The following is a 26384-nucleotide window of genomic DNA, read 5'->3' on the forward strand; positions in this document are numbered from 1 at the left end:
GGACCGACCGAATGACTGACGTAACCGGAAATCTGGCTGGCAGCACCGCTACTTCGACCCCCGCTGCGGCGCCCTACGACGCCACCGCCAAACAAAAAGCGCAGGCGAAAACGGCGCGCATCCCGATCAAGATCATCCCGATCGAAAGGCTGAAAAAGCCGGAATGGATTCGCGTGAAGGCCGCAACGGGCAATTCACGATTCACCGAAATCAAGCAGATCCTGCGCGAACACAATCTCCATACGGTCTGCGAAGAAGCGAGCTGCCCGAACATTGGCGAATGTTTCGGCAAGGGCACCGCGACCTTCATGATCATGGGCGATAAATGCACGCGTCGTTGCCCGTTCTGCGACGTGGGCCACGGCCGCCCCGATCCCCTCGATGCCGACGAACCGCTGAACCTCGCACGCACTATCGGCGCGTTGAAGTTGAAGTATGTCGTGATCACGAGCGTTGATCGCGATGACCTGCGCGACGGCGGCGCAGCGCACTTCGTGGAATGTATCCGGCAGGTGCGCGAGCATTCGCCGATGACGCGCATCGAAATTTTGACGCCGGATTTTCGTGGCCGACTGGACCGCGCAATCGGCATCCTGACCGCCGCGCCGCCTGATGTGATGAACCACAATCTTGAAACGGTACCGCGTCTGTACAAGGAAGCGCGTCCGGGTTCGGATTACGCGCATTCGCTGAAGCTGTTGAAGGACTTCAAGGCGCTGCATCCGGAAGTGGCGACCAAGTCCGGCCTGATGGTCGGCCTGGGCGAAACCGAAGAAGAAATTCTTCAAGTCATGCGCGACCTGCGTGAGCACAACGTCGATATGCTGACCATCGGCCAGTATTTGCAGCCTTCCGAACATCATCTTCCGGTGCGTTCGTACGTGCATCCGGATACGTTCAAGATGTACGAGGAAGAAGCGTACAAGATGGGCTTCACGCACGCGGCCGTTGGCGCGATGGTGCGTTCGAGCTACCACGCGGATCAGCAGGCTCACGACGCGGGTCTGGTCGGCGCGATGTAAGTTTTCCTCTGGCTTGACCAGTACGAAAAAACCCACGGAAACGTGGGTTTTTTCGTTTTGACACCGCTCCAATTGCCCGGAACGCGCGACCTCGCCGAACCCTCTTCCAATCCCCCGCAAACCTCGGGAAAGCCCGTAGATAAAGCGTCTCAGGGATAACCCGAATGCCGTCCGGATGGTCGGACGGTCTAATTCCCGAATTCCGGAAACGCAGATTTTCACTGTTTCGCGTCAACAAAAAATCCTTAAAAATCAATGCCGAACGCGGGTCAAAAACTGGCATCGACCTTGCAATATGAAGGGTGGCCAGACAGGCCATAAAAAAGACAGGGAGACGATTCGATGCAACCCATCCCATTCAGCTTTACCTGATTTTGCCGACGCCAGACGCGCATCGCCGCAGCCTAGCGCCGGCGCGTTTTTGTCTCACCCCTTTGCTTTTTCGCCGACCATGCCCGGAACAACTGTGACAACCGTGAAGAAACCTTTTTATAAAGTCCTGTATGTGCAGGTGCTGTTGGCTATTGCCATCGGCATTGCGCTCGGGCATTTTTATCCTGCGCTCGCCACCGAGATGAAACCGCTCGGCGATGGGTTCATCAAGCTCATCAAGATGGTGATCGGCCCAATCATCTTCTGTACGGTCGTGACCGGTATCGCCGGCATGGAAGACATGAAGAAGGTCGGGCGCGTAGGCGGCAAGGCGCTGCTCTACTTCGAAATCGTCTCGACGTTCGCACTTGTGCTCGGCCTGGCCGCGACGCACCTGCTGAAACCCGGCGTTGGCTTCAATATCGATCCGGCTACGCTGGACGCCAAGGCGGTCGCTTCGTACGCCGCGAAGGCGCACGGCCAGACGACCACCGATTTCCTGATGCACATCATTCCGGACACGATCTCGTCCGCATTCGCGCAAGGGGAAATCCTGCAGATCCTGCTGGTCGCGCTGTTGTTCGGTGCCGTGCTGGCTACTGCAGGTGAGAAAGGCCGCGTGGTGACGAGCTTTATCGAAGGCTTGTCGCACATCCTGTTCGGCATCGTGCGCATCATCACGAAGCTGGCCCCGATCGGCGCGTTCGGCGCAATGGCGTTCACCATCGGCAAATACGGCATCGGCTCGCTGATCCCCATGCTCAAGCTGATCGGCACGTTCTATCTGACGTCGATCGTGTTCGTGGTCGTCGTGCTTGGTGCGATTGCGCGGCTGGTGGGCTTCAACATCTTCCGGTTCGTCGCGTACATCAAGGAAGAAATGCTGATCGTGCTGGGCACGAGCTCGTCGGAAGCCGCGTTGCCGCAATTGATGCTCAAGCTCGAAAAGCTCGGCTGCTCGCGCTCGGTGGTGGGCCTCGTCGTGCCGACCGGTTATTCGTTCAACCTCGATGGCACCAACATCTACATGACGATGGCCGTCCTGTTCATCGCCCAGGCCACGAACACGGACCTGACGTGGACGCAGCAACTGACGCTGCTCGCGGTGACCATGCTGACGTCGAAGGGCGCAAGCGGCGTGACCGGCGCAGGGTTCATCACGCTGGCTGCAACGCTCGCTGTCGTGCCGACCATTCCGCTGTCGGGCATGGTGCTGATTCTTGGCATCGACCGCTTCATGAGCGAGTGCCGCGCGTTGACGAACATCGTGGGTAACGGCGTGGCGACGGTGGTTGTGTCGGCGTGGGAAAAGGAACTGGACCGCAACAAGCTGCGCGATCAGCTCAAGCACGGCGCGGTGGATACCGAAGCCGAAACCGTGTCCTGATCAGGCGAAGCGGCGGCTCATCCGAGTTCGCTGCTTAGTCGACATCCACGCGAAAGGGAATCAACAGCAATGAAAGCGGCGAAGCATTCGGCGGCGGATGCTTCGCCGCATGCGTTTACGGAGCAGGGCACGGAGCAGGGCACGGAGCAGGGCACGAAGCAGGGCACGAAGCAGGGCACGGAGGCATCGGCGGAAACCGCGTTCGAAGCGGCGCGTGCCACAATCGGGCTTCCCCATCGTCTGGAGCCCGTTCACGTGACCCGGCGTTTGGTCGTTTTCCTGCTTCTCCTCGCGGCGCTGGCCGGTGTATGCGCGCTCACGTGGAGCATCGCGTGGCAACGCGGGCTCGACACGTTGCGCCAAAACGCGGCGGCGCGTGTCGACCGCACGACGGCCGAGCTGAAAAGCACGCTCGACCGTTACGAATATCTGCCTTATCTGCTTTCGCGCCACCCGTTCGTGCAGGAGGTTCTAGCCGATCCGAACCCAGGCTTCGCCGCACGCGCGGACCGTTATCTCGCCGACCTGAACACGCACGCGCGCGCCACGGCGACCTACATCATCCAGTCGAACGGGCGCTGCGTGGCGGCGAGCAACTGGAATGGACCGGATAGTTTCGTGGGCGCGGAATACCTGTTCCGGCCGTATTTCGTCGATGCAGTCAAAGGCGGCACCGGCCGCTTTTTCGGGCTCGGCACGATCTCGCGCGAGCCCGGTTATTTCATCTCGCAGCCGGTATTCAAAGAGGGCACGCGGGACATTATCGGCGTGGCGGTGGTCAAGCTGAACCTGGAATGGCTGCAAGGCGCCGATGCCTCCGAGCCGCTGCTCGTTACCGACGATCACGGCGTGATCTTCCTGTCTTCCGTGCCGGCGTGGAAATATCACACGCTGCGGCCGCTGCCGAAGGACATCGAAGCGTCGGTGTATTCGGCGCGGCAATACGCGCAGCATCCGATCACCGCGTTGCCGATGACCATCGTGCGCACGCTCGAAGACGGCGCGCAGATTGTGCGCGTGGGAGGCGGGCGCGACGCGCCGAGTTTTCTCGCCACGCAGCGCGCATTGGGCGAGCCCGATTGGCACTTGATGACGATGGTGTCTCTCGATCCGGCGGTCGATGCCGCGTGGAGCGCGACGATTGTGACCGCGCTCGTGTTCGTCTCGCTATGTTTGCTCGCGTTCTACTGGCGCATGCGGCGTGTGCGCGTGCGTGAAATGATCCGCAGCCGCGCGCTGTTGCAGACGGCTTATGCCGAGCTGAACGAACGCGTCGCGGAGCGAACGGTGGATTTATCGGAGGCGAACGCGTTGTTGACCAAGGAGGTGGGCGAGCGCACGCGGGCCGAACAGGACTTGCGCGCCGCGCACGACGAGCTGATCCAGGCGAGCAAACTCGCCGCGCTCGGTCAGATGGCGGCGGGCATCACGCATGAACTGAACCAGCCGCTTGCCGCGTTGCGCAGTTTCTCTGACAACACCCGCGTGCTCATCGAGCGCGGCGATCACGTGGCGGCCCATGAGAATCTCGAGGCGATTGCCGCGCTGACCGAGCGCATGGGAAAGATCACGAATCAGTTGAAGTTGTTCGTGGCGAAGGCCCGTCCGAAAAACGCGCGTACCGATGTTGGCCGCGCATTGCGCAACGTGCTGGCCATGTTGCAGCCGCGCATGAAGAACGTGGTACTCGCCTTCGATGCCAACGAACGCGCCGATTCCAGCCCGCCGCTGTATGTGCGCTGCGAGGATTTGCGGCTTGAGCAAATCCTGATCAACCTGATTGGCAACGCGCTGGACGCGGTGGCCGCGTGCGATGTTCCTCGTATCGAGATTGAGTTGGTGAGGTACGAAACAACGGTCGACATTCTGGTGCGCGACAACGGGCCGGGCATTCCAGCGGATGTCCTGCCGCGTCTTTTCGAGCCGTTTTTCACCACGAAGGAAATGGGTCACGGATTGGGCCTGGGATTGGCGATTTCATCGGCTATAGCGCGGGATTACGGCGGCACATTGGTCGCACGCAACCTCGTCCCGCAGATGGAAGTGGATGGGCCCGAGGGCGGCACGCAGGCCGACGCGGATCGCTCGCACGGGGCAGAATTCGTGATTACGCTGCATCGGGCGTGAAAAGCAGGCTGTAGTAGCACGTGCCACATGCTGAGAAAATGCGATGACACGCCGTCGCTCGCGCCGAAAGCGGCACCACAAAGCAATACCCCGCAGGAGTAGAAACCCATGACCACAGGCGTTCAGGTGATTTTCATCGAAGACGATGAACTGGTGCGCCGTGCAAGCGTGCAAAGCCTCCAGCTCGCGGGCTTCGAGGTAACCGCATTCGGCAGTGTGGAGGGCGCATCGCGCCTGATCGATGCCAGTTTCCCGGGCGTGATCGTGAGCGACATCCGTCTGCCGGGTGCGAGCGGTCTCGACCTTCTGGCTCAATGCCACGAGCGGGCGCCCGAAGTGCCGGTGATCCTCGTGACAGGCCACGGCGATATCTCGATGGCCGTCCAGGCCATGCGCGACGGCGCCTACGATTTCATCGAAAAACCCTTCGCGTCGGAGCGTTTGATTGAAGCGGTTCGCCGCGCGCTGGAACGCCGCACACTCGTGCTGGAAAACCGCGCGCTGCGGCGTGAACTTGCCGGGCAGAGCAGTGTGGCGCCGAGAATCATCGGACGCAGCCCGGCGATTGAACAAGTACGCAAACTGATCGCCAACGTCGCGCCCACTGACGCCTCCGTGCTGATCAACGGAGACACCGGCGCCGGCAAGGAACTGATTGCGCGTAGCCTGCACGACTTGTCGCCGCGTCGGGACAAACCGTTTATCGCGGTGAATTGCGGCGCATTGCCCGAGCAGATGTTCGAGTCCGAGATGTTCGGCTACGAGGCCGGCGCGTTTACCGGCGCGCAGAAACGTCGTATCGGCAAGCTTGAACATGCGTCGGGCGGCACGCTGTTCCTCGATGAAATCGAAAGCATGCCGCTCGCGTTGCAGGTCAAATTGCTTCGCGTGCTGCAGGACGGCGTGCTGGAGCGGCTGGGTTCGAACCAGCCGATTCGCGCGAATTGCCGCGTGATCGCGGCCGTGAAGGGCGATATGACGGAGCACGTCGCGGCAGGTACGTTCCGGCGCGACCTGATGTACCGGCTAAACGTGGTGACGATCACGCTGCCACCGCTCGCCGAACGCCGCGAAGACGTGGTGCCACTCTTCGAACACTTTTTGCTCGATGCCGCCGTGCGATACGAGCGCCCCGCGCCTTTGCTCAACGATCGCCAGCGAGCCGAGCTGATGCAGCGCGACTGGCCGGGCAATGTGCGTGAACTGCGCAACGCGGCGGACCGGATGGTGCTGGGTATCATCGATGAAACCGGCGTCCCGCTCGATGCCGCCACGCAATCGCTGAAGGAGCGTACCGAGCAGTTCGAACGCGCGGTGATCGGGGAGGCGCTGGAGCAGTGCGGCGGTGTGGTGGCCGCGGCGGCCGATCGGCTGCAACTGGGCAAGGCCACGCTCTACGAGAAGATCAAGCGCTATGGGCTGGCGGCGAAGGGTGAGGTCGAGCGGTAGGCCGCGTGTGATTTTCCGCGTATTTTCCACGCCTTAAAAAGCAAAACGCCCGCCGATGAATCGGCGGGCGTTTTGCTTGTGCCTGGGGTAACGCGTCAAGCCGAAGCGGCGTCAGGCTGCGTTCAGCGCTTTGTCGAGAAGCGCATCGAGTTCCGCGAACGTCGGCTCACCCACGTAACGCTTCAAGATCTTGCCGTCCTTATCCACGACAAACGTAGTCGGCGTCAATTGCACGTTGCCGAACTGCTTCGCCGCGCTGCCGTCGTCCATTGCAACCTTGAACGGCAGGTTGCGCGTCTGCGCGTAGTTGGTCACGTACATTGGCGCGTCGTATTTCATCGCCACCGCCACGAATTCCAGGCCGCGGCCCTTGAAGCGGTTGTATGTGTCGACCATCGCCGGCATCTCTTTCATGCAGGTTTCGCAGTCGGTCGCCCAGAAGTTGATCAGGTAGACCTTGCCCTTGAGATCCGTCGATGTCGAAATCTTCTGACCCGACAACAGCGTGAACGTGGCGTCCGGAACGCGTTGCTGGCCGCCGAACGCAAAGTAGCCGGTGCACGCAATCACGCCGGCGACAACCGCCATCAAGATATAGCGCAGCGGGCCCTTGCTGCGCCCGGGTGAAACCTGTGAATTTTCTGACATGGAAACCTCGAGCGTGCTCGGTTCGTATCTGGTTCGTACTCGACTGATTTGCAACAACGCACAGCAATGCCAGCTTGCCTGGATGCAGGGCATTTTAGCCCCAATCTTGAAAAAGCGTTCTGCGTGCGGCTTGCTGTGAGCCTTTTGCAAGGCAGGGATCGTCCCGTGCGACAGCCGCCGTCTTGATCACCGTCAACGGTTTCAGCACCGGCAGCGGATAATCATGCTTTTCCCCCAGCTTTTCTCATGATCCGATCTTTCCCCCGCGCCTTGAAACGCGCTGTTTTTCATGCCGTAGTGTCTTCCCCGCGCACGCTGTTCAAGTCGGCCGCTTCGACCACCACGCTCCTGGTCACCGCCGCCGCGCTGCTGGCCTGCACGCCGGCCTATGACTGGCGCACGATCCAGAACAACGACGACGCGTACGAAGTTACCTTTCCGGCCAAGCCGCGTTCCGACGCCCGCGATATCGACGTCGCTGGCAAGCCGATGCATATGAAGATGCAGATGGCCGAGGCGGGCGACGCGGTATTCGCCGTCGGTACGGTTGATTTGCCCAACGCGGACCCCGCGACCCAGCGCGCTGCGCTCGATTTTCTTCAGCAAGGATTGGCGCGCAACCTCAATACCGCGCCCGCTGCGCATCCTGTGGATATCGAAGTGGCGGCAGGCGGACGTTTGCCCGGGGCGGAAATCACCGTCAGCGGGACGAGTTACGCGAGCGAGGCGAGCGCCAACGGCCAGAAGAGCGAAACGCGTCAGATCCGGGCCCGTTTCATCGCCAAAGGGACGCACGCTTACCAAGTCGCAATCGTCTCAACCAAGGCGCCGCCACCCGATCAAATTGATCAATTTTTTTCCTCGTTCAAACTTTTTTAAGTATTTGCCCCGAATCGTGTCCATTCGTTCGTCAATATTTCTCAAATTGAACGACGCGCAGCAAACGTTTCGTATCTGAGAAATCGCACAAGCATTTACAGCTAAAACTAGGATTTATCTCAGTTTTTTCAACTATCCACAGAGGCTGTGGATAACTTTGTGGAAAACATCGCCGCGCCCTCGCCAAGTGCCCGTCCGACGCGGCTTTCCTTACTTTGCCTTGATTCAGTGCAGTCAAAAATAGTTAATAAAATCAAAGGCCTGACGATCATTGACAAAATAGGTGTTTGATCAGATGTTAGAGAAACAAAGAACGATGCAATGTGCATAAGTCAAGTCTTGACAGCCGATTTTTCTTTTTTGCGGGCGGCAGTTCCGACGTGTGGTTTATGCGGTCGCAAATGCCCGTCGATATTGAATTGCTTCGGCGAGGTGAGTCGCGGTCGGTGAATCGGCCGCCGCGAGATCGGCGATCGTGCGTGCCACTTTCAGAACGCGGTAATACGCTCGTGCCGACCAGCCGAAACGTTCGCCGGCTTCGCGAAGCAAGGCTTCTCCGGTGGCATCGAGCTGGCAGACAGCGTCCACTTCCCGTCCGTCCAGCTCACGATTCGTCTTTCCTTGCCGTTCGAGTTGCCGGTCGCGCGCCTCGGCGACACGCCGTGCAACGACCGCGCTGGTCTCGCCAACGGATGCACTCCTCCCCGACAATTCCGCCGGCGACAACGCGGGTAATTCGATCTGGATATCGATGCGATCGAGCAGCGGCCCCGACAACTTGCGCAGATACCGCGTAGCGACGTCGGGCGTGCATCGGCAGCGGCCGTTCGGATCGCCGCGCCAGCCGCACGGGCAGGGATTCATGGCTGCGACCAATTGACACGCCGCCGGAAAATCGGCCTGATGCGCGGCGCGTGAAATAGTGATGCGACCAGCCTCTAGCGGTTCGCGTAGCGTCTCGAGCACCTTCCGGTCGAATTCGGGCAGTTCGTCGAGGAACAGCACACCGAGATGCGCCAGCGTGATCTCGCCGGGTTGCGGCGGATTGCGTCCACCTACCAGCGCAACCGAACTCGACGAATGATGCGGCGCGCGAAACGGTCGCTGGCGCCATTGCGAGGGCGAAAATCCGAGCATGCTGGCGGACAGAATGGCCGCCGACGACAACGCTTCGTCGTCGGTCATGGGCGGAAGAAGGCTGGGTAGCCGGGCAGCGAGCATTGACTTACCCGCGCCGGGCGGCCCGACCATCAGCAGATGATGTCCACCGGCCGCCGCAACCTCGAGCGCGCGGCGCGCGCCGGGATGGCCGATCACGTCGACGAGATCGGGCAACGGCGCGCGCCTGCGCAGCAGGGAATCGGGCGCCGCACCGCGGATAGGCGTAAGACGGCCATCGACAGAACCACTCAGGTGTGCACACAAAGCGGGCAGATCGGCGGCCCCGAATACATCGATACCCGGTACCAGCGCCGCTTCGGCCGCACTCCCCAGGGGCAGATAGATTTCGGGCATGCGGGAATCGGACTCGCGGATGGACGCGCCTTCGAGCGCCGACCCGGCGCGCGCATATTGACGCGCAGCGCCACAGGCCATGGCGAACGCGCCGCGCATCGGGCGCAGTGCACCGGTCAACGACAATTCCCCGGCGAACTCGCGATGCAGCAGCGCATCGGCCGGAATCTGGCCACTCGCCGCAAGAATGCCCAAAGCGATCGGCAGATCGAAGCGGCCGGATTCCTTTGGCAGGTCAGCGGGAGCGAGATTGACGGTGATGCGGCGAACGGGGAAATCGAAACCGCAATTCTGGAGTGCTGCGCGCACCCGCTCGCGGCTTTCACGCACTTCGAGATCGGGCAAGCCGACGATTGAAAACGAAGGTAATCCATTGGCGAGATGAACCTCGACGGTCACCTCGGGCGCACGCCCAGGGGCGGGCGCGCGGCTGCGCACCACGGCAAGCGACATGATTTTTTCCCCGCTGCCGTTGCCTCGCTAATTCGAGGCGCCGGCTTAATGATCCAACATCACGGCTCGCTTAGCCGATGACACGCTTTAGAACATCTGGACTTCAGTCCTGGACACTGGACGAACTGGACGACGGTCCGCCGCCCAGCTTCGCTTCCAGCTGCGCGACGCGTTGTTCCAGTTCCTCGAGCCGGGCGCGCGTACGCACGAGCACTTGCGTTTGGGTATCGAATTCTTCACGCGTCACCAGGTCCAGCTTCGAAAAACCCTGGGACAGCATGGCTTTCATATTCTTTTCAATGTCCTTTGCCGGCGAATTCTTGAGCAGCTCGCTCATCTTGGCCTGGAAGTCATTGAACATGTCATTCGGTTGTTTCATGCGGTTTTCCTCTTGCGCACCATATAAGTGCATTCATTGTTAGCTCAGTGCTCCGGCAAACCGGATGATCCAATTTGGTGCGTACTCTGGCGCATCAGGAGAACCCCGACCCCTCCGCGCAACACGATGCCGCGCTTTGGAACACATCTGCTTGCTGGACCTTGCGAGCACTCTAGCAACGATCCACGGTGCGCGCCAGCGAACGCAAGCGTTGCTGGCCATCCGGTCTACGCCCACGCATTGCATGCCCTTCGAGCCGGTTTGACCGGTCATGGACACGCGCATGGCATACGAGTTGCATATGTGGCCCGGGCCTTGTCCGTGCGCGCTTTTCCGGGCGGTCGGCAATGCGGCGTGGCGCATCAGACACCACTCGCGACGGACATGAGGCAACGGGGATCAGGCATCGGACCAGATTAAAGCGCTCACGCGCCAACTCTGTTCGACACACAGCGAGGGATACATGAAGCTTATTACCGCAATCATCAAGCCGTTCAAGCTCGACGAAGCACGCGAAGCGCTATCGGCTATTGGCGTCTCGGGCATCACCGTGACCGAGGTAAAAGGCTTCGGCCGCCAGAAGGGCCACACGGAGCTGTATCGCGGCGCCGAATACGTGGTCGATTTCCTGCCGAAAGTGAAGATCGAAGCGGCGGTTTCCGACGACATCGTCGACCAGGCGATCGAGGCGGTCGAGCGCGCGGCTCGCACGGGCAAGATCGGCGACGGCAAGATCTTCGTCACCCCGATTGAACAAGTCATTCGCATTCGCACCGGTGAAACCGGCGCGGACGCTCTCTAAAAAAAGACACGGCGATAAGAGGAAACAGAAGAATGCGTAAATTATTGATGTCCTTGTTGATGGCGGGGTCGCTCTTGGGAGTGAGCGTCGGCACCGTGATGGCGCAGGATGCATCCGCGCCAGCGGCTGCATCCGCCGCGGCTTCAGACACGACCGCAGCGGCACCCGCAAGCGCACCGGATACAGCCTCCCCAGTCAGCGCCGATGCGGCCCCGGCTTCGGGCGCTGACGCAGCATCGGCGGCCGCTCCGGCTTCCGGCGCATCCGACGCCGCACCGGCTGCGCCGACGGCACCGTTCTCTGTTGATTCATCGAAGATCAATTCCGGCGATACCGCCTGGATGCTGACCTCCACCGCCCTCGTGCTGTTCATGACGATCCCGGGCCTGGCGCTGTTCTATGCGGGCATGGTCCGCAAGAAGAACGTGCTCGCGACCGTGATGCAGAGCTTCGCGATCTGCTGCCTGGTCACGATCCTCTGGACCGTGGTCGGCTACAGCCTTGCGTTCACACCGGGTAACGCGTTCATCGGCGGCTTCTCGCGGGTGTTCCTGCACGGCATGAACTACATCCACGGCGACAAGGCGACCACCCTGACCGTCAGCCATCTGGCTCCGACGATTCCGGAATCGGTCTACTTCGTCTACCAGATGACGTTCGCAATCATCACGCCGGCGCTGATCGCCGGCGCGTTCGCTGACCGGATGAAGTTCTCCGCCATGCTGGTCTTCATGGGACTGTGGACGATCATCGTCTACTCGCCGATCGCGCACATGGTCTGGGAACCGACGGGCTGGCTGTCGGCGGCTGGCATCCTCGACTTCGCAGGCGGCACGGTGGTTCACATCAACGCCGGTATCGCAGGTCTGGTGTGCTGTCTGGTGCTCGGCAAGCGGGTCGGTTACGGCCGCGAAGTCATGGCGCCGCACAACCTCGTGCTCTCGCTGATCGGTGCTTCCATGTTGTGGGTCGGCTGGTTCGGCTTCAACGCGGGTTCGGCAGTGGCGGCTGACGGCCGTGCTGGTTTCGCAATGCTCACCACGCAAATCGCTACCGCATTTGCCGCGTTCGGCTGGATGTTCGCCGAATGGCTGGCCAAGGGTAAGCCTTCGGTGCTCGGCATTATCTCGGGCGCGGTGGCAGGTCTCGTGGCGATTACGCCGGCTTCGGGTTTTGTCGGCGTGACTGGCGCGATCGTGATCGGTATTGCGGCTGGTGTGGTCTGCTTCTGGTCGGCAACGTGGCTCAAGACGAAGCTCGGCTACGACGATTCGCTCGACGCGTTCGGCGTCCACGGCGTCGGCGGTATTCTCGGCGCGCTCCTGACCGGCATCTTCGCGGTCAAGGACATTGGCGGCGCGGACGGCAGCATCCTGCTGCAAGCCAAGGGCGTTCTCACCACGCTGGTCTACAGCGGCGTGGTCAGCTACATCCTGTTGAAGGTTATCGACATGGTCATGGGTCTGCGTGTCACAGAAGAAGAGGAACGTGAAGGCCTCGACGTCTCGCTGCATGGCGAACACGTCGAATAAGAAGTTTTTCGATGGAGGTGATGCCCGGCGCGAGAGGCTGCGGCGTCATCCCCTGATCGAGCGCAAGCAATAGCAGTAAGGCTCCGAGACAAGCGCAGCGATTTTGCCCGCCCACTTAGTGGCGGGCATTTTTTTGCCCTCGTTTTTGTCCCGGTTTTGTGCGAGGTAATGGTTTCTGGCTGGCGGGATTGATGCAAACACCGGCACGAACCGTGCGAATAGGCTTGGGAAAAGGCAGTTCATACCCAAATACGTGAGGCGTTTGTTCTACAATCTTTCCTCTTAAGTCCGCGAGTCATCAATGGTTCCGCACCTCGTTACGGCTTTAAACGGCCCTTTGCTCGATCTCGAGCGGAAGATACTCGACGCGACGCCGTCCATCGAACGCTGGTTTCGGCTGGAGTGGCAAGAACACACCCCGCCGTTCTATTGTTCGGTCGACCTGCGCAACGCCGGTTTCAAGCTCGCTCCCGTCGATACCAACCTGTTCCCCGGCGGCTTCAACAACCTGCCGGTGGAAGTGTTGCCGCTCGCCGTGCAGGCCGCGATGGCGTCGATCGAAAAGATCTGCCCCGACGCGAAGAACCTGCTCGTGATCCCCGAGCGCCATACTCGTAACGCGTTTTATCTTGAGAACGTTGCGCGGCTCGCCACGATCATGCGCCAGGCCGGGCTGAACATTCGCTTCGGCACGCTCGACGAGAATATTCACGGACCGGTCACCATCGCGCTCGCCGATGGACAGAAGATTGTCCTGGAACCGCTCGAACGCACGCCGCGCCGGCTGGGCCTGAAAAACTTCGATCCCTGCTCGATCCTGCTGAACAATGACCTGTCCGGTGGCATTCCGCCCGTGCTGGAAAACCTGCACGAGCAATATCTGCTGCCGCCGTTGCATGCGGGCTGGGCCGTGCGCCGCAAGTCGAATCACTTCGCCTGTTATGACGATGTCGCGAAGAAGTTTTCGAAGCTCGTCGAGATCGATCCGTGGATGATCAACCCGTATTTCGCGCACGTGGAAGGCGTGGATTACGAGGCGCGTACCGGCGAGGAAGCGCTGGCGGATGCAATCGATGGCGTGTTGAAGAAGATTGCGAAGAAGTATCGGGAATATGGAATCAGCGAGAAGCCGTATGTCGTGATCAAAGCCGATGCCGGCACCTACGGCAAAGGCGTCATGACGGTGCACGACGCGTCGGAAGTCGCCGCGCTGACGAAACGCGAACGCGTGAAGATGAACGACGCGAAGGAGGGCCTCGAAGTCCACGACGTGATCGTGCAGGAAGGCGTGCACACGTTCGAGCGCGTGGAAAATGCAGTCGCCGAGCCGGTGGTCTACATGATCGACCGGTATGTGGTGGGCGGGTTTTATCGTGTGCACGATTCTCGTGACCGCGACCAGAACCTCAACGCGCCGGGCATGCATTTCGTGCCGCTCGGCTTCGAGCATACGGCCTTGCCCGACGCCCATGCGAAGCCCGGCGCCGCGCCGCCGAACCGCTTTTATATGTATGGCGTGGTGGCGCGGCTGGGGTTGCTCGCGGCATCGGTGGAACTGGAAAAAACCGATCCGGAAGCCATTCAGGTCTAAGCTTCACCCCATCACGACGGCCGCACGAAGTTGCGGCCGTTTTGCACTTCAGGCGCGAACCCGCGCGACGTGTTAAAAATCGCGTATTGCAGGGCGCTGTTTGCCGCCGCCTATTGAATAAACCAAGGCCGAACGGCCGCTCTGGACGCTTATGGACATCCTTTTTATCGCCGATCCGCTCGATCACTTCAAGATCTACAAAGACACGACCTACGCGATGATGGCCGAAGCCGCGCGTCGCGGACACACGATCTACGCGTGCGAGCCGCAGCATCTGGCCTGGGTCGGCGGCAAGGTGGAAGGGGCAGTGCAGCGCGTGACAATCGTCGGCGACGAAGCGGATTCCGCGCGCTCGCCGTGGTACGAAGCCGCCGCGCCGGAACTGCTCGACCTCAAGCATTTCGGCGCTGTCCTGATGCGTAAAGACCCGCCATTCGACATGGAATATGTAACGTCAACGTGGCTTTTGGAGTTGGCCGAGCGCACCGGCGCACGCATCTTCAACAAGCCGAGCGCGATCCGCGATCACTCGGAAAAGCTGGCAATTGGCGAATGGCCGCAATTTGTCGTACCGACGCTGGTTACCCGCGATGCCGCGCGTCTGCGGTCTTTCCACGCCGAGCACGGCGACGTGATCCTCAAGCCGCTCGACGGCATGGGGGGCATGGGCGTGTTTCGCGTGAAGGCTGACGGAATGAACCTCGGCACGATCGTGGAAATGCTCAGCGACAACGGCGCGCGTAGCGTCATGGCCCAAAAGTTCATCCCGCAAATTGTCGATGGCGACAAACGTATCCTGCTGATCGGTGGGCAACCCGTGCCGTATTCACTTGCCCGGATTCCACAGGGCAACGAAGTCCGCGGCAACCTGGCCGCGGGCGGATTGGGTCGCGCACAACCGCTCACCGAAAACGATCGCAAGATTGCGGAAACGCTGGGACAGACGCTGTTCGCACGCGGCTTGCTGCTGGTCGGACTCGATGCCATTGGCGACTACCTGACCGAAGTGAACGTGACCAGCCCCACGTGCTTCCGTGAAATCATGGACCAGACAGGTTTCGATGTAGCCGGTATGTTTATCGATGCACTGGAACGTGCGGCCGCAGCTTAAGCAAGAAGCTGGCGATCAGTTTAATGACGAGCGGGAAGCGAGAAATTAGAGGTGGCTGTCGAAGAAGGCAGCCCAACCGTTGATTTCTCCCAGACTGTTACAATCTCCCGCTCATGAGATTCGTTTCGTGGCGCGATCCGGCCCCGAAATTGAAAGTGGAAACTTGCTGCAGCGCATAACGCTGCGCATAGCGTGCGAAATCCGACTAAGCTTAGGTATTGGCGCTTGTTGACGTTTCTGCACCCGGATCGATGTTGCAGTCGCGTTTTGCAATGTTTCGCAATTTTTCAGCACGCAATTGGCATATATAACAGCAAGTTCCCACAATTTCCGACGCATCTCGTCGTTTTGGGGCAGCACACTCTGACATGGCTGGCATTCTAATTATTGCGCACGCTCCGTTCGCTTCGGCGTTACGTGAGTGCATTACCCACATTTATGGCGGTTTGCCCGCACGCATTGGTGTGATCGATGTGAAGCCGGATTGCGACCCCGTTGAAGTCCGAGCGTTTGCGCGTTCCGAAATCGACCGTCTGAAGGAAGAAAACGGTGCGATCGTCCTCACGGACGTGTTCGGCGCGACGCCTGCGAATATCGCGCAAAGTTTGGCAAGCAACAGCGTCCGCGTGCTCGCCGGCGTCAATCTGCCCATGCTCGTGCGCGCCGTCTGTTACAGGACCACGCCGCTCGACACACTGGCTGAAAAGTCGCTGCAAGGCGGATCGAAGGGCATTCAGGAGCTGGATGCCTCGACGCCCGCCAATCCCTGCGCAATGGCCAGCGCCGCAGCTGCGGCCGTTGCCAATTGCGCTGTGGGCGCCGCCGCGACCAGTTGCATGCCCGCCAAGGTGGCAAGTCACTGAGCCGCGCTTGAGCGCGTCAAGTTGCTCCGCTGACGGCACATTGGCCGCACGTTAAGAAGATCGTTAAAAAGCATTGACCCAGCTGCATCGCGTCAGCCCTCTCACCTAGCGCCCGGAGCATCATGCTGCAACAGGAAACAACTATCGTGAACAAGCTGGGGCTGCACGCGCGTGCTTCAGCCAAGCTCACACAACTGGCGGGAAACTTTCAATGCGAGATCTGGATGAGCCGCAACGGCCGCCGGATCAACGCGAAAAGCATCATGGGCGTGATGATGCTCGCGGCGGGAATCGGCAGTACGGTAACAATCGAAACTGAAGGCTCCGACGAAGCAGAAGCCATGAAGGGCATCCTTGCGCTCATCGCAGATAAATTTGGCGAAGGACAATGACGTTGTCCTGCCTGCAGCACTGAGAAAAAGCCGCGCATTGACGCGGCTTTTTTGTGCCCGTGGACATGGCGTTGACACGCGGCGCAACAAACTGCGTCAGTTTGTGACAGAAAGTTGCTGCAGCGCAAAGCGTGCCAAATCGCGTTCGAATTTATAATGGTGCGCGGATCGCATCGCCAGCCGGTGGTCGACAAAACCGCGAGCCATACCCATAACTAGAGAGAGGTGCGCGTGTCGTTCACGCTGCATGGAATTCCCGTTTCGCGCGGTATCGCCATCGGCCGCGCGTATCTGATCGCGGCGGCTGCACTCGATGTCGATCACTATCTGGTCGAACCGGATCGCATCGACAGTGAAATTGAACGCTTTCATACGGCGCAAGCGCAGGTGCACGCGGAGCTGGACGCCTTGCGCGACGATCTGGCTGCAGATGCCCCCAGCGAAATGGGCGCGTTTATCAACGTCCATTCCATGATCCTGAACGACGCCATGCTCGTTCACGAAACCATCGATCTCGTCCGCACGCGCCGCTACAACGTGGAGTGGGCGCTGACCGAGCAGCTTGAAATCCTGAGCCGCCATTTCGACGATATCGAAGACGAATATCTACGCGAACGCAAGGCCGATATCCAGCAAGTGGTGGAGCGCGTGCTGAAAGCGCTGGCCGGCGCACCGTCCACCGCTACGCTTGTCGTGGATGGCGCGGCGACCAACGGCCACAACGACATGATCGTGGTCGCCCACGACATCGCGCCCGCCGACATGCTGCAGTTCAAGACCCAGGCGTTCAAGGGTTTCGTGACGGATCTCGGCGGCCGTACGTCGCATACGGCTATCGTGGCGCGTAGCCTGGGTATTCCGGCGTCGGTCGGCGTGCAGCAGGCGAGTGCCTTGATCCGGCAGAACGACTTGATCATCGTGGATGGAGATCACGGCATTGTGATCGTCGATCCCGCGCCGATCGTGCTGGAAGAGTATTCGTATCGGCAGAGCGAGAAGGTGCTTGAGCAGCGCAAGTTGCAACGCCTCAAGTTCTCGCCGACGCAAACGTTGGACGGCACCAAGATCGACTTGTGCGCGAACATCGAATTACCCGACGACGCCAAGACCGCGCTCGATGCAGGCGCGATGGGCGTGGGCCTGTTCCGCAGCGAGTTCCTGTTCATGAATTACAAGGACGAGTTGCCGGAAGAAGAAGAGCAATTTGCGGCCTACCGGCGCGCGATCGAATTGATGAAGGGCCGGCCGGTGACCATTCGCACGATCGACGTGGGTGCGGACAAGCCGCTTGAATCCATGGGCGGTGGCGACGGTTACGAGACCGCGCAGAACCCGGCGCTGGGTCTGCGGGCAATCCGCTGGAGCTTGTCCGAGCCGCAGATGTTCATGACGCAATTGCGGGCTATCTTGCGGGCATCGGCGTTTGGCCACGCGAAGATCCTGATCCCGATGCTCGCGCATGCGCAGGAAATCGACCAGACGCTCGATCTGATTCACGAAGCGAAGCGCCAGCTTGACGATGCGGGTATCGACTACGATCGCAACATTCAGGTCGGCGCGATGATCGAGATTCCGGCGGCCGCGATTGCCGTGCGGCTGTTCCTGAAGCGGCTGGATTTCCTGTCGATCGGGACCAACGACCTGATCCAGTACACGCTTGCAATCGATCGCGCCGATAACGCCGTCGCGCATCTGTATGACCCGTTGCATCCCGCGGTTTTGCACTTGATCGCGTTCACGCTGCGCGAAGCGAAAGCTGCGGGCGTCCCGGTTTCGGTGTGCGGTGAAATGGCTGGCGACCCGACCGTGACACGCCTGCTGCTCGGCATGGGCCTCACCGAGTTTTCGATGCACCCAAGCCAGTTGCTCGTGGTCAAGCAGGAGATCCTGCGGGCGGACTTGAAGGCGTTGCAAAAGCCGGTCGCGGACGTGCTTGCCGCGTACGAACCCGCGGAGTTGCTCGCCGCGCTGGCGGTGCTTCAGAGGGCTTGAGCGAGGCCGCGCTCGGCGATGAGTTTATCGACCACGCGCATCACGAACTCAGGCGTGATGATTGCTGTGCATTGAAACTGCTGCGGTTTGTCGAAGCGGCGGGGGCACCAGGCGAAGTTCTTGTTGTCGAACTGCGAAGTCGTGTCGTTGAAGCAACTGTTGCAGCCGTGAAAGTTGATCACGCGATACGGCGTGCGGAACTCGGTCGACGGATGAGAGAAGCCGCTGATCATGACCACCGGGGCGCCCACGGCCCATGCCAGCCAGGACAACCCGCTTCCGAGGCCGACAAAAAAATCCGCGTGTTGCAACAGGCTCATGCGTTCCTGGAGCGGCCGGTTGCCAGTGAAATCCTCGGCGCCTTCTGGCATTACGTTCATGTACTCGGTGTTGCCATACTCCTTGTCGCGGTCAATGCATAACACGCGATATCCTTGCGTTTTCAGATGCTCGATCAGCGTTGGCCAGCCGCGCGGATTGTTCCAATACTTGCATTGCGCCGTTGATTGCGTTGCTATGCATACATAGCGCTCGGCAATCGTGCGCGTCGTATCCTCTATAACCACCTTCGGCCGGCGTTCTTCGGAAGGCACGCCAAGCATATAAGCAATCATGTCCTGCATGTTGGATATACGCGGATCAGTGGGTTGATGATCGCGTTCGGAGAAGGGCTTGAGCAAACCCGGGTAATACGTCGCGTAATACGTCTGGCTTTTGAGTTCAGCTTCTGTCCCGATATGAATATCCGGATAGCTTTCCCGAAACAGAGGCTGCAAGTGCTCGGGCAACTGCATGTAGATTTCGCATTGGTGCTGTTCCCTGAATGCGTCGAAAATCGGCAGCCACGCGAGCGAATCGCCTAACGCCAGACGCGCCATGTGCAACAGAACTTTTTGCTTGGTGGCGTCGAATGCGTGGGAGAACACCAGTCGCGAGCCGTCGAATACTTGCAAGAGGAAGCGCACGAAATACTTGCGTCGACTAGTGATTATCGCGTTGGCCTCCACGACTTCGTCCAGAAGAACGTTGAACGTGTCGAGGTCAGTCATCCGAACATGCCACCCGTCTACGGGTACCTGTACCCGGCAACCGTAGTTGAAATCGTAGAGGATACCTTCGGGTCCTGTCAGCGCCGGGATACCGGGCTTGGCGAATTCGGTCTCGGTCCTGCCGCGCTGCGTGCTCGTATTTGCGGTGTTGCTCACGTGTGGCTCCAATTGCGTTGAAAGTGTAGTAGCCACGATAAGCCGGCCCGACGATCAGAAAAATTGGAGAACTCTTAAATTTGAGACGGCGAGGGAACATGCGCGCTCGCTGACGCACGGCCGGAGAGCCGAGCAGGCTGTCAGGCGGTGCTGCGATGACCTGATTGGACTTGTTAAAACAGACTATTTCTGTGCGTGCGTTCCGCAAACCGGGCAGGTTGTCTGCCGTGCGATGCGCATCGTGTTCCATTCCATGCGCAACGAGTCGAGCATCATCAGGCGGCCTTCGAGCGTCGTACCGAACCCGCCAATCACCCGTAGTGCCTCGGCCGCCTGCATGGCGCCGATGATCCCGACCGTCGGCGAGAAGACGCCCATGGTCGAGCACGCGACTTCCTCGAACGCTTCGTCTGGCGGGAACACGCATGCGTAGCACGGGGATTGCGCCGAGCGGAAGTCGAAGGTGCTGATCTGGCCGTCGAAGCGAAGTGCGGCGCCGGAGACGAGCGGCACGCCGTGGGCGAAGCACGCAGCGTTGATCGCGTGGCGAGTGGCGAAGTTATCGGTGCAATCGAGTACGACGGTGGCGTGTGGGACGTGGGCGTCGAGCCACGCTGCATCGGCGCGAACGGCGGCTGTGGTCACCTTCACGCCGGGGTTCAGTGCGGCGAGCGTAGCGCGGGCCGAATCCACCTTCGATTCACCGACCGATGCGCTCACGTGCAGGATCTGGCGCTGGAGATTGGTGAGATCGACAGAATCGGCGTCGACCAGCGTGATCTCGCCGACACCCGCCGCCGCCAGATACATCGCGGCCGGAGACCCGAGCCCACCCGCACCAATGATGATGGCGTGCGCATCGAGAAAGCGCTGCTGCGCTTCGATGCCGATTTCATCGACGAGGATGTGACGGGAATAGCGGAGAAGCTGATCGTCGTTCATCGAGCGCTCAAGTAGGCTACGACCGGAATACCTGAGAGCAGGAAACAGGCGCACGGTCGCGAAAGCGCTATTTTAATCGCGTGTCGAGGGGCGTTGGGACAGAGCACTTACTCCGGTCCCAGGCAATCACAGGATGCTGAGGTGGGACCGGGAGCGCAACGGGGGAGTAAGACTGGCGCGGCACCTATGGTGTGCCGGAGGACGGCAACGTGAATTCGTTGCTGGTTACTGCTGAATCAGTGGGCGAGGCTATCGAGCCTGCGCCCACTGATTCCGGGACCAAACTTACTGTGTAGCCGAAGCGGGCACCGGTGCAGACGCGGGCGCCGGCGTGGCATCGGCACCTGGCACGTCGGAAGCCGGCGTTGCATCCGCCCCTGGCGTAACCGGCAACGCGGGTTTGACAGCAATAGGAGCCGAAGCCGAGGGAGCCGGCTTATCCTGCGCCAGTTTCCTTTCGGAATAAGACTTCGATTCCTGCACCGGCTTGCCTTCCAGCTTGTTCAGCGCTTGTGCGAGCATGAAGTCATCGGCGGTGCCGAAATCGACAGGCTTGCGCTCGCGATCCTTACGGCGTTGCTCCGGCGTCTTCTTGTCGTTCTGCTCTTCAAGAATCCGCAGTTGCTCGAGCCGGTCCGCTTCGCGCGCGTCCTGTTCCTTCTTCTCGTTCGGGTCCTGCGTATTGGCCAGGTGGTTTGAATAATCCACTTCGCGCGTGACGAGCGCGTCGTCCGGATCACCCTCAGCGTATTGATCGACCGGAACGTCCGGGCGGATACCCTTGTTCTGGATCGACCTGCCGCTCGGCGTGTAGTAATACGCGGTGGTCAGACGCAGGGCGGTGTCGGCGGTCATTGGCCGGACGGTCTGTACCGAGCCCTTGCCGAACGTGGTCTTGCCGACAATCAACGCACGATGATGATCCTGCAGCGCGCCCGCGACGATCTCGGAAGCCGACGCCGAGTACGCATTGGTCAACACGACCATGGGTACTTTCTTGAAGATTTCCGGCAGGTTCTTCAGCGGATCGGAGTCGAAGGACGGCAGGCGATAGTTGTCGTACGTATCGCGGAAGGTTTGCTTCGCGTCCGCGATTTGCCCATTCGTCGACACCACCACGGCGTTATCCGGCAGGAACGCACCGGCCACGCCGACCGCGCTCTGCAGCAAACCGCCGCCGTTGTTACGCAGGTCAAGCACGAGGCCCTTCAGGTCCGGCTGCTGGCGCGCGAGATCTTGCAGCTTCGCGGCGAGATCCGGCACGGTGCGTTCCTGGAAGCTCGTGATCCGGATGTAGCCATAACCCGGCGCCGGAATCTTCATCTTCACGCTTTGCACCTGGATGATCGCGCGCGTCACCGTGACCGGGAAGGTCCGGTCGTCGGTCTTGCGGAAGATGGTCAGCGTGACCTTGGTGCCCGGATCGCCGCGCATTTGCTTGACGGCGTTATCCAGCGTCATGCCGCGTACCGGCTTGTCGTTGATGCGCGTGATCAGGTCGCCCGGACGAATGCCGGCGTGGAACGCCGGCGTATCTTCAATAGGCGAAATCACCTTGATCAAGCCATCTTCCGCCGAAATCTCGATACCGAGACCCGCGAAGCGACCCTTGGTCTGCTCCTGAAGCTCTTCGTAATCGGTTTTGTCTAGATATGACGAATGCGGATCGAGGCTCGATACCATGCCCTTGATAGCCGCGGTGAGAAGCTTTTTATCGTCGACCGGCTCGACGTATTCATGTTTGATTTGCCCGAATACTTCGGCAAACAACCGCAATTGATCGAGCGGGAGAGGCGCGGTGGCGGCTTGCTGGGCGGATGCGGAGAGTTGCAGCGTTGCAAATACGCCGGTAGCAAGGCCCGCGGCGATCAGGCCGATGTTTTTCAGGTTCTTTCGCATAGAGTCTGTTGCGGTCGAAAGCGGATTAGGCTGCGTCGTGGTTGACTGGGCAGTATAACTGCAAGCCCCGGACCACAACTTAAACGCAGCTTAAAGGGTTTCGCCGGGAAATGAATGGGCGGGTTCTTTTTATGCGTGATGGTTTCAAAACGAGTGTCCGCCCGCAAATGTCGGGCCCGGATTAAGGGGATTCGCAACGCGCGAGATCGGACGGCTTATTTTCGCGCGTTCGGACGATAAGCGCTGGTGAGGCGGAGGAATGGAGGGTGGGCGCGCTTTCCGGGATGCGGGCCAACGGCTGGGGACCGTGTCGGCTGAAAGCGCGAACGCGAGAGTTGCCGTTACCTTAGAGCCGCGCCGCAAGGGGCATAAATCACGGATACCGTGCGCAAGCGGCCACGCGAGCTCGCACGGCTGCTCCCTCTCAACGATACATCCGGCGAGCACCACGACCGGCGTGCACGCGAGAACCCCCCCGGCCATGCTTCAAGCCAACGGTCAGGAATGCCGGATTAGAGCACCCGCAACCGTCAGCCATTCTCGAAACAAAAACCCTTAACCCGCCTTCCCTTGTTTCGCGACCGCCGCCTGCGCCTTGGCGATTGCTTCCGGGTCGCCGAGATAATAGTGCTTGATCGGCTTCAGGTTTTCGTCGAGTTCATACACGAGCGGCACGCCGTTCGGGACGTTCAGGCCAACGATGTCGTTGTCGGAAATCCCGTCCAGATACTTGATCAGCGCGCGCATGGAGTTGCCGTGGGCGGCAATCAGCACACGCTTGCCCGACTTGACGGCCGGCGCAATGGATTCGTTCCAGATGGGCATGACGCGGGCGACCGTGTCCTTCAGGCACTCGGTCAACGGCAACTGCTCGCGCGGCACTCTTGCATAGCGAGGGTCGTTGAACGACGTGCGTTCGTCGGACGGATCGAGTGCAGGCGGCGGCGTGTCGTAGCTTCTGCGCCAGATCAGCACTTGCTCGTCGCCGTATTTCTTCGCGGTCTCGGCCTTGTTCAGACCGGCGAGCGCACCATAATGCCGCTCGTTCAACCGCCACGAATGGACGACTGGCAAGTACATTTCGTCCATCTGGTCCTGCACGTGCCAGAGCGTGCGGATCGCGCGCTTGAGCACCGAGGTGTAAGCCAGGTCAAAGCTGAAGCCGGCTTCCTTCAGCAGCACGCCGGCCTGCTGGGCCTCACGAATGCCTTGTTCTGTCAGGTCGACGTCGACCCAGCCTGTGAATCGGTTTTCCTTGTTCCACGTGGATTCGCCGTGGCGGATGAGCACTAGCTTGTACATGATGTCCGTTGAGAGGTCGGTTAGTTGGGAAGCGGCAAAAAAGCTGGAAACTGGCATCGATTCTGTGCGGCAACGCGTTCTGGCGCAACTCAGCCGATTGGCCGAGGCCATCGCGGAGGACGGTTATTTTATAATGGCTGGATTGTCCCGATTTTTTTCGACCTTTCATTTTTCCACACTCCCAATCCGGCGGTCCCGACGTGAAGTTTTTCACCGATTACACCAACCTTGTTCTTATCGCCGTCGCCCTCATTTCTGGTGGGTTGCTGCTTTGGCCGACGATTGTCCGGCGCGGCCGCGGAAGTGTTTCCGCTCCCGAGGCCGTTCAACTGATCAACCGGCGTAACGCCTCCGTGATCGACGTACGGCCGGCCACCGAGTATTCCAAGGGGCATCTGCCGGCGGCGCGAAACTTCGAGATTTCGGAGCTTCAAGCAAAAATTGGCCAGATCGCGAAGAATAAGAGCAATCCGGTCTTGCTCGTGTGTCAGACCGGCCAACAGTCCCAGAAGGCGAGCCAGATCGTGAGCGATGCCGGTTACGCCGAAGTCCACGTATTGCAGGGCGGGCTGGATGCCTGGCAAAAAGCCGGCATGCCGGTCGTGAAACAAGGAGCGGTAAAGTGAATAAAGTGATCATGTACAGCACGCAGGTGTGCCCGTATTGCCAGATGGCCGAACGTCTACTAAAGTCGCGCGGCGTGGAAAACGTCGAGAAGGTGCTGATCGACCGTGATCCGGCGCGGCGTGAAGAAATGATGACGCGTACGGGGCGCCGTACGGTGCCACAGGTATTTATCGGTGAAACGCATGTTGGCGGTTACGACGATCTGTCCGCGCTCGATCGCAAAGGCGGCCTGGTGCCGCTGCTCGAGGCCGCCTGAACAAGCAGCGGATCATCAGGCCGGGCGCGTCGGCCTGAATGTATTCGCTGCGCAATTACGCCGCCTGCGGTTTTCAGCCGGAAAAAACCGGAAAAACCGCGGGTGGCACATTAAATAATCAAGGGAAACAACCATGTCTGACGACAACAACCAGCCGTTCTTCAACATCCAGCGCATCTACTTGAAGGACATGTCGCTCGAGCAGCCCAATTCGCCGGGCATCTTCCTCGAGCAGGAAATGCCGTCGGTGGAAGTGGAAGTGGACGTGAAGGCCGAGCGCCTGGCGGAGAGCGTGTTCGAAGTGCTGGTAACGGGCACCGTGACCGCGAAGGTGACCGACAAGGTCGCGTTCCTGATCGAAGCCAAGCAAGCCGGTATTTTCGATATCCGCAACATTCCCGCCGATCAAATCGATCCGCTGGTCGGCATTGCGTGCCCGACCATCCTGTTCCCGTACCTGCGCTCGAACATTGCCGACGCCATCACCCGCGCCGGTTTCCCGCCGATCCACCTCGCCGAGATCAACTTCCAGGCGCTGTACGAACAACGTATTTCGCAGTTGTCGGCAGCTCAGGAAGGCGTGGCCAACGGCGCGACGCTGAACTAAATCCCGCATATTCCGGAGCCGGGCATGCAAGTAGCCGTTCTCGGCGCCGGTGCGTGGGGCACCGCACTGGCTGGCCATCTGGCCACTCGCCACTCTACGGTGCTCTGGGCGCGCGATCGCGCGCTCATCGAGTCACTGTCCCAAACGCACGAAAACGAGCGCTATCTGCGCGGCATAACGCTGCCCGCAGCGCTTCAGTACGACGCTGACCTTTTTTCAGCGCTGGGTCACGGCGCGGCGGAAGACGCTCTGTGCGTCGTTGCAGCACCGGTCGCGGGCTTGCGCGCGCTCTGCCGCAACATGCGTGAACTGGATATAGTTCCGGCGCATATCGTCTGGTTGTGCAAAGGCTTCGAAGCCGACACGCAATGCCTGCCGAACGAGGTGGTGGCGGCCGAATTGCCGCAGCACGCGAGCAACGGCACGCTTTCCGGACCGAGCTTCGCGCGTGAAGTCGGGCAGGGTTTGCCGGTGGCGCTGACAGTCGCGAGCGCGTCGGCAACGCTCGGCGAGCGGACCGTTGCCGCGTTTCATCACGGCGCCATGCGCATTTATACCGGCGACGACGTGATCGGCGTGGAAGTGGGCGGCGCGGTGAAGAACGTGCTGGCCATTGCAACCGGCATTGCCGACGGCCTTGGCCTGGGCCTCAACGCCCGGGCCGCGCTGATTACGCGCGGACTGGCCGAGATGTCACGGCTAGGCGTGGCGCTGGGCGGGCGCGCGGAAACCTTCACCGGCCTGACCGGGCTCGGCGACCTGATTCTCACGGCGACGGGAGATTTGTCGCGTAATCGCACGGTCGGCATGCAGTTGGCAACAGGCCGTTCGCTCACCGACATCCTCGCGGCGCTAGGTCATGTGGCCGAGGGCGTGCGATGCGCGCGGGCCGTGCTGGCGCTGGCGGAGACTCACGGCATCGACATGCCGATCACACACGCCGTGTGTCGCGTGTTATTCGAAAATGTCGCGCCGCGTGACGCTGTTCACGCGTTGTTGAGCCGCGATGCAAAAGCGGAGTGAGGATTCTCC

At 60.4% G+C, this 26384-nt stretch carries 23 protein-coding genes; 16 read left to right on the top strand and 7 right to left on the bottom strand.

The window, feature by feature from the left end:
• The first annotated feature begins 11 nt into the window (after positions 1–11).
• The 4 genes from lipA to ACSQ36_RS01155 all read left to right on the top strand — a co-directional run bounded on the left by lipA (position 12) and on the right by ACSQ36_RS01155 (position 6357).
• Positions 12–1022, top strand: coding sequence for a lipoyl synthase (lipA, locus tag ACSQ36_RS01140; RefSeq protein ID WP_213764728.1), 1011 nt, complete (start codon positions 12–14; stop codon positions 1020–1022).
• Between the two features lie 475 nt (positions 1023–1497).
• Entirely contained in the window at positions 1498–2781 is a 1284-nt protein-coding gene (locus ACSQ36_RS01145; RefSeq protein ID WP_213764729.1) for a dicarboxylate/amino acid:cation symporter, read from the top strand.
• 69 nt (positions 2782–2850) lie between these two features.
• Positions 2851–4908: a sensor histidine kinase gene (locus tag ACSQ36_RS01150; RefSeq protein WP_436180644.1), complete on the top strand. Its 2058-nt coding sequence runs from the start codon at positions 2851–2853 to the stop codon at positions 4906–4908.
• A gap of 108 nt (positions 4909–5016) precedes the next feature.
• A complete protein-coding gene (locus ACSQ36_RS01155; RefSeq protein WP_436180645.1) occupies positions 5017–6357 on the top strand; it encodes a sigma-54-dependent transcriptional regulator in 1341 nt (446 codons plus the stop codon).
• 111 nt (positions 6358–6468) lie between these two features.
• On the opposite strand, the gene ACSQ36_RS01160 is transcribed toward ACSQ36_RS01155, so the two are convergent.
• The gene (locus ACSQ36_RS01160) at positions 6469–7005 is read right to left on the bottom strand and encodes a peroxiredoxin family protein (RefSeq protein WP_436180646.1); all 537 of its coding nucleotides are present in this window, start codon (positions 7003–7005) and stop codon (positions 6469–6471) included.
• Between the two features lie 246 nt (positions 7006–7251).
• Between ACSQ36_RS01160 and ACSQ36_RS01165 the strand changes: the two genes are divergently transcribed.
• Positions 7252–7884: a hypothetical protein gene (locus ACSQ36_RS01165; RefSeq protein WP_436180647.1), complete on the top strand. Its 633-nt coding sequence runs from the start codon at positions 7252–7254 to the stop codon at positions 7882–7884.
• Between the two features lie 387 nt (positions 7885–8271).
• Here the strand turns inward: ACSQ36_RS01165 and ACSQ36_RS01170 are convergent, their stop codons facing one another.
• Positions 8272–9852 carry a YifB family Mg chelatase-like AAA ATPase gene (locus ACSQ36_RS01170; protein WP_436180648.1) on the bottom strand — a complete coding sequence of 527 codons (1581 nt, stop codon included), beginning with the start codon at positions 9850–9852 and terminating at the stop codon, positions 8272–8274.
• Positions 9853–9955: 103 nt separating this feature from the next.
• Positions 9956–10231 (bottom strand): accessory factor UbiK family protein, encoded by a 276-nt coding sequence (locus ACSQ36_RS01175; protein ID WP_213764733.1) that lies wholly within the window; start codon positions 10229–10231, stop codon positions 9956–9958.
• Between the two features lie 463 nt (positions 10232–10694).
• Here ACSQ36_RS01175 and ACSQ36_RS01180 point away from each other — a divergent pair, with 463 nt between their 5' ends.
• The 7 genes from ACSQ36_RS01180 (at position 10695) to ptsP (ending at position 18514) form a co-directional block, all read left to right on the top strand.
• The gene (locus ACSQ36_RS01180) at positions 10695–11033 is read left to right on the top strand and encodes a P-II family nitrogen regulator (RefSeq protein ID WP_031364354.1); all 339 of its coding nucleotides are present in this window, start codon (positions 10695–10697) and stop codon (positions 11031–11033) included.
• 32 nt (positions 11034–11065) lie between these two features.
• Entirely contained in the window at positions 11066–12565 is a 1500-nt protein-coding gene (locus tag ACSQ36_RS01185) for an ammonium transporter (protein ID WP_436180649.1), read from the top strand.
• A gap of 301 nt (positions 12566–12866) precedes the next feature.
• Complete coding sequence (gshA, locus tag ACSQ36_RS01190; RefSeq protein WP_213764735.1) at positions 12867–14156, top strand: glutamate--cysteine ligase; 1290 nt, start codon at positions 12867–12869, stop codon at positions 14154–14156.
• A 151-nt stretch (positions 14157–14307) separates the two neighbouring features.
• Positions 14308–15267 (top strand): glutathione synthase, encoded by a 960-nt coding sequence (gene gshB, locus ACSQ36_RS01195; RefSeq protein ID WP_436180650.1) that lies wholly within the window; start codon positions 14308–14310, stop codon positions 15265–15267.
• A 368-nt stretch (positions 15268–15635) separates the two neighbouring features.
• Positions 15636–16130: a PTS sugar transporter subunit IIA gene (locus tag ACSQ36_RS01200; RefSeq protein WP_213764737.1), complete on the top strand. Its 495-nt coding sequence runs from the start codon at positions 15636–15638 to the stop codon at positions 16128–16130.
• 122 nt (positions 16131–16252) lie between these two features.
• Positions 16253–16522, top strand: a complete 270-nt coding sequence (locus tag ACSQ36_RS01205) for an HPr family phosphocarrier protein (RefSeq protein ID WP_031364349.1) — start codon at positions 16253–16255, stop codon at positions 16520–16522.
• Between the two features lie 231 nt (positions 16523–16753).
• Positions 16754–18514, top strand: a complete 1761-nt coding sequence (gene ptsP, locus ACSQ36_RS01210) for a phosphoenolpyruvate--protein phosphotransferase (RefSeq protein ID WP_436180651.1) — start codon at positions 16754–16756, stop codon at positions 18512–18514.
• Here the strand turns inward: ptsP and ACSQ36_RS01215 are convergent.
• From ACSQ36_RS01215 to gpmA, 4 genes are all read right to left on the bottom strand, one after another.
• On the bottom strand, positions 18502–19719 hold the full coding sequence (locus tag ACSQ36_RS01215; RefSeq protein ID WP_436180652.1) for an autotransporter strand-loop-strand O-heptosyltransferase: 1218 nt from the start codon (positions 19717–19719) through the stop codon (positions 18502–18504). The two genes, ptsP and ACSQ36_RS01215, sit on opposite strands and share 13 nt — an antisense overlap.
• A gap of 183 nt (positions 19720–19902) precedes the next feature.
• Positions 19903–20661: a HesA/MoeB/ThiF family protein gene (locus ACSQ36_RS01220; RefSeq protein WP_436180653.1), complete on the bottom strand. Its 759-nt coding sequence runs from the start codon at positions 20659–20661 to the stop codon at positions 19903–19905.
• Between the two features lie 285 nt (positions 20662–20946).
• Positions 20947–22560 (bottom strand): S41 family peptidase, encoded by a 1614-nt coding sequence (locus tag ACSQ36_RS01225; protein ID WP_436180654.1) that lies wholly within the window; start codon positions 22558–22560, stop codon positions 20947–20949.
• A gap of 555 nt (positions 22561–23115) precedes the next feature.
• Positions 23116–23862, bottom strand: coding sequence for a 2,3-diphosphoglycerate-dependent phosphoglycerate mutase (gene gpmA, locus ACSQ36_RS01230; protein ID WP_436180655.1), 747 nt, complete (start codon positions 23860–23862; stop codon positions 23116–23118).
• 200 nt (positions 23863–24062) lie between these two features.
• On the opposite strand from gpmA, the gene ACSQ36_RS01235 reads away from it, so the two are divergent.
• From ACSQ36_RS01235 to ACSQ36_RS01250, 4 genes are all read left to right on the top strand, one after another.
• Positions 24063–24488 (top strand): rhodanese-like domain-containing protein, encoded by a 426-nt coding sequence (locus tag ACSQ36_RS01235; RefSeq protein ID WP_213764744.1) that lies wholly within the window; start codon positions 24063–24065, stop codon positions 24486–24488.
• Positions 24485–24745, top strand: a complete 261-nt coding sequence (gene grxC / locus ACSQ36_RS01240; protein ID WP_158937140.1) for a glutaredoxin 3 — start codon at positions 24485–24487, stop codon at positions 24743–24745. The genes ACSQ36_RS01235 and grxC overlap by 4 nt, the downstream gene beginning before the upstream one ends.
• Before the next feature lie 133 nt (positions 24746–24878).
• Positions 24879–25352: a protein-export chaperone SecB gene (gene secB / locus ACSQ36_RS01245; RefSeq protein ID WP_089165294.1), complete on the top strand. Its 474-nt coding sequence runs from the start codon at positions 24879–24881 to the stop codon at positions 25350–25352.
• A 24-nt stretch (positions 25353–25376) separates the two neighbouring features.
• Positions 25377–26375 carry an NAD(P)H-dependent glycerol-3-phosphate dehydrogenase gene (locus ACSQ36_RS01250; RefSeq protein WP_436180656.1) on the top strand — a complete coding sequence of 333 codons (999 nt, stop codon included), beginning with the start codon at positions 25377–25379 and terminating at the stop codon, positions 26373–26375.
• Positions 26376–26384 lie beyond the last annotated feature (9 nt).

It is taken from the genome of Caballeronia sp. LjRoot34, from assembly GCF_964253815.1.
In the GTDB taxonomy this organism is placed as follows: Bacteria; Pseudomonadota; Gammaproteobacteria; order Burkholderiales; family Burkholderiaceae; genus Caballeronia.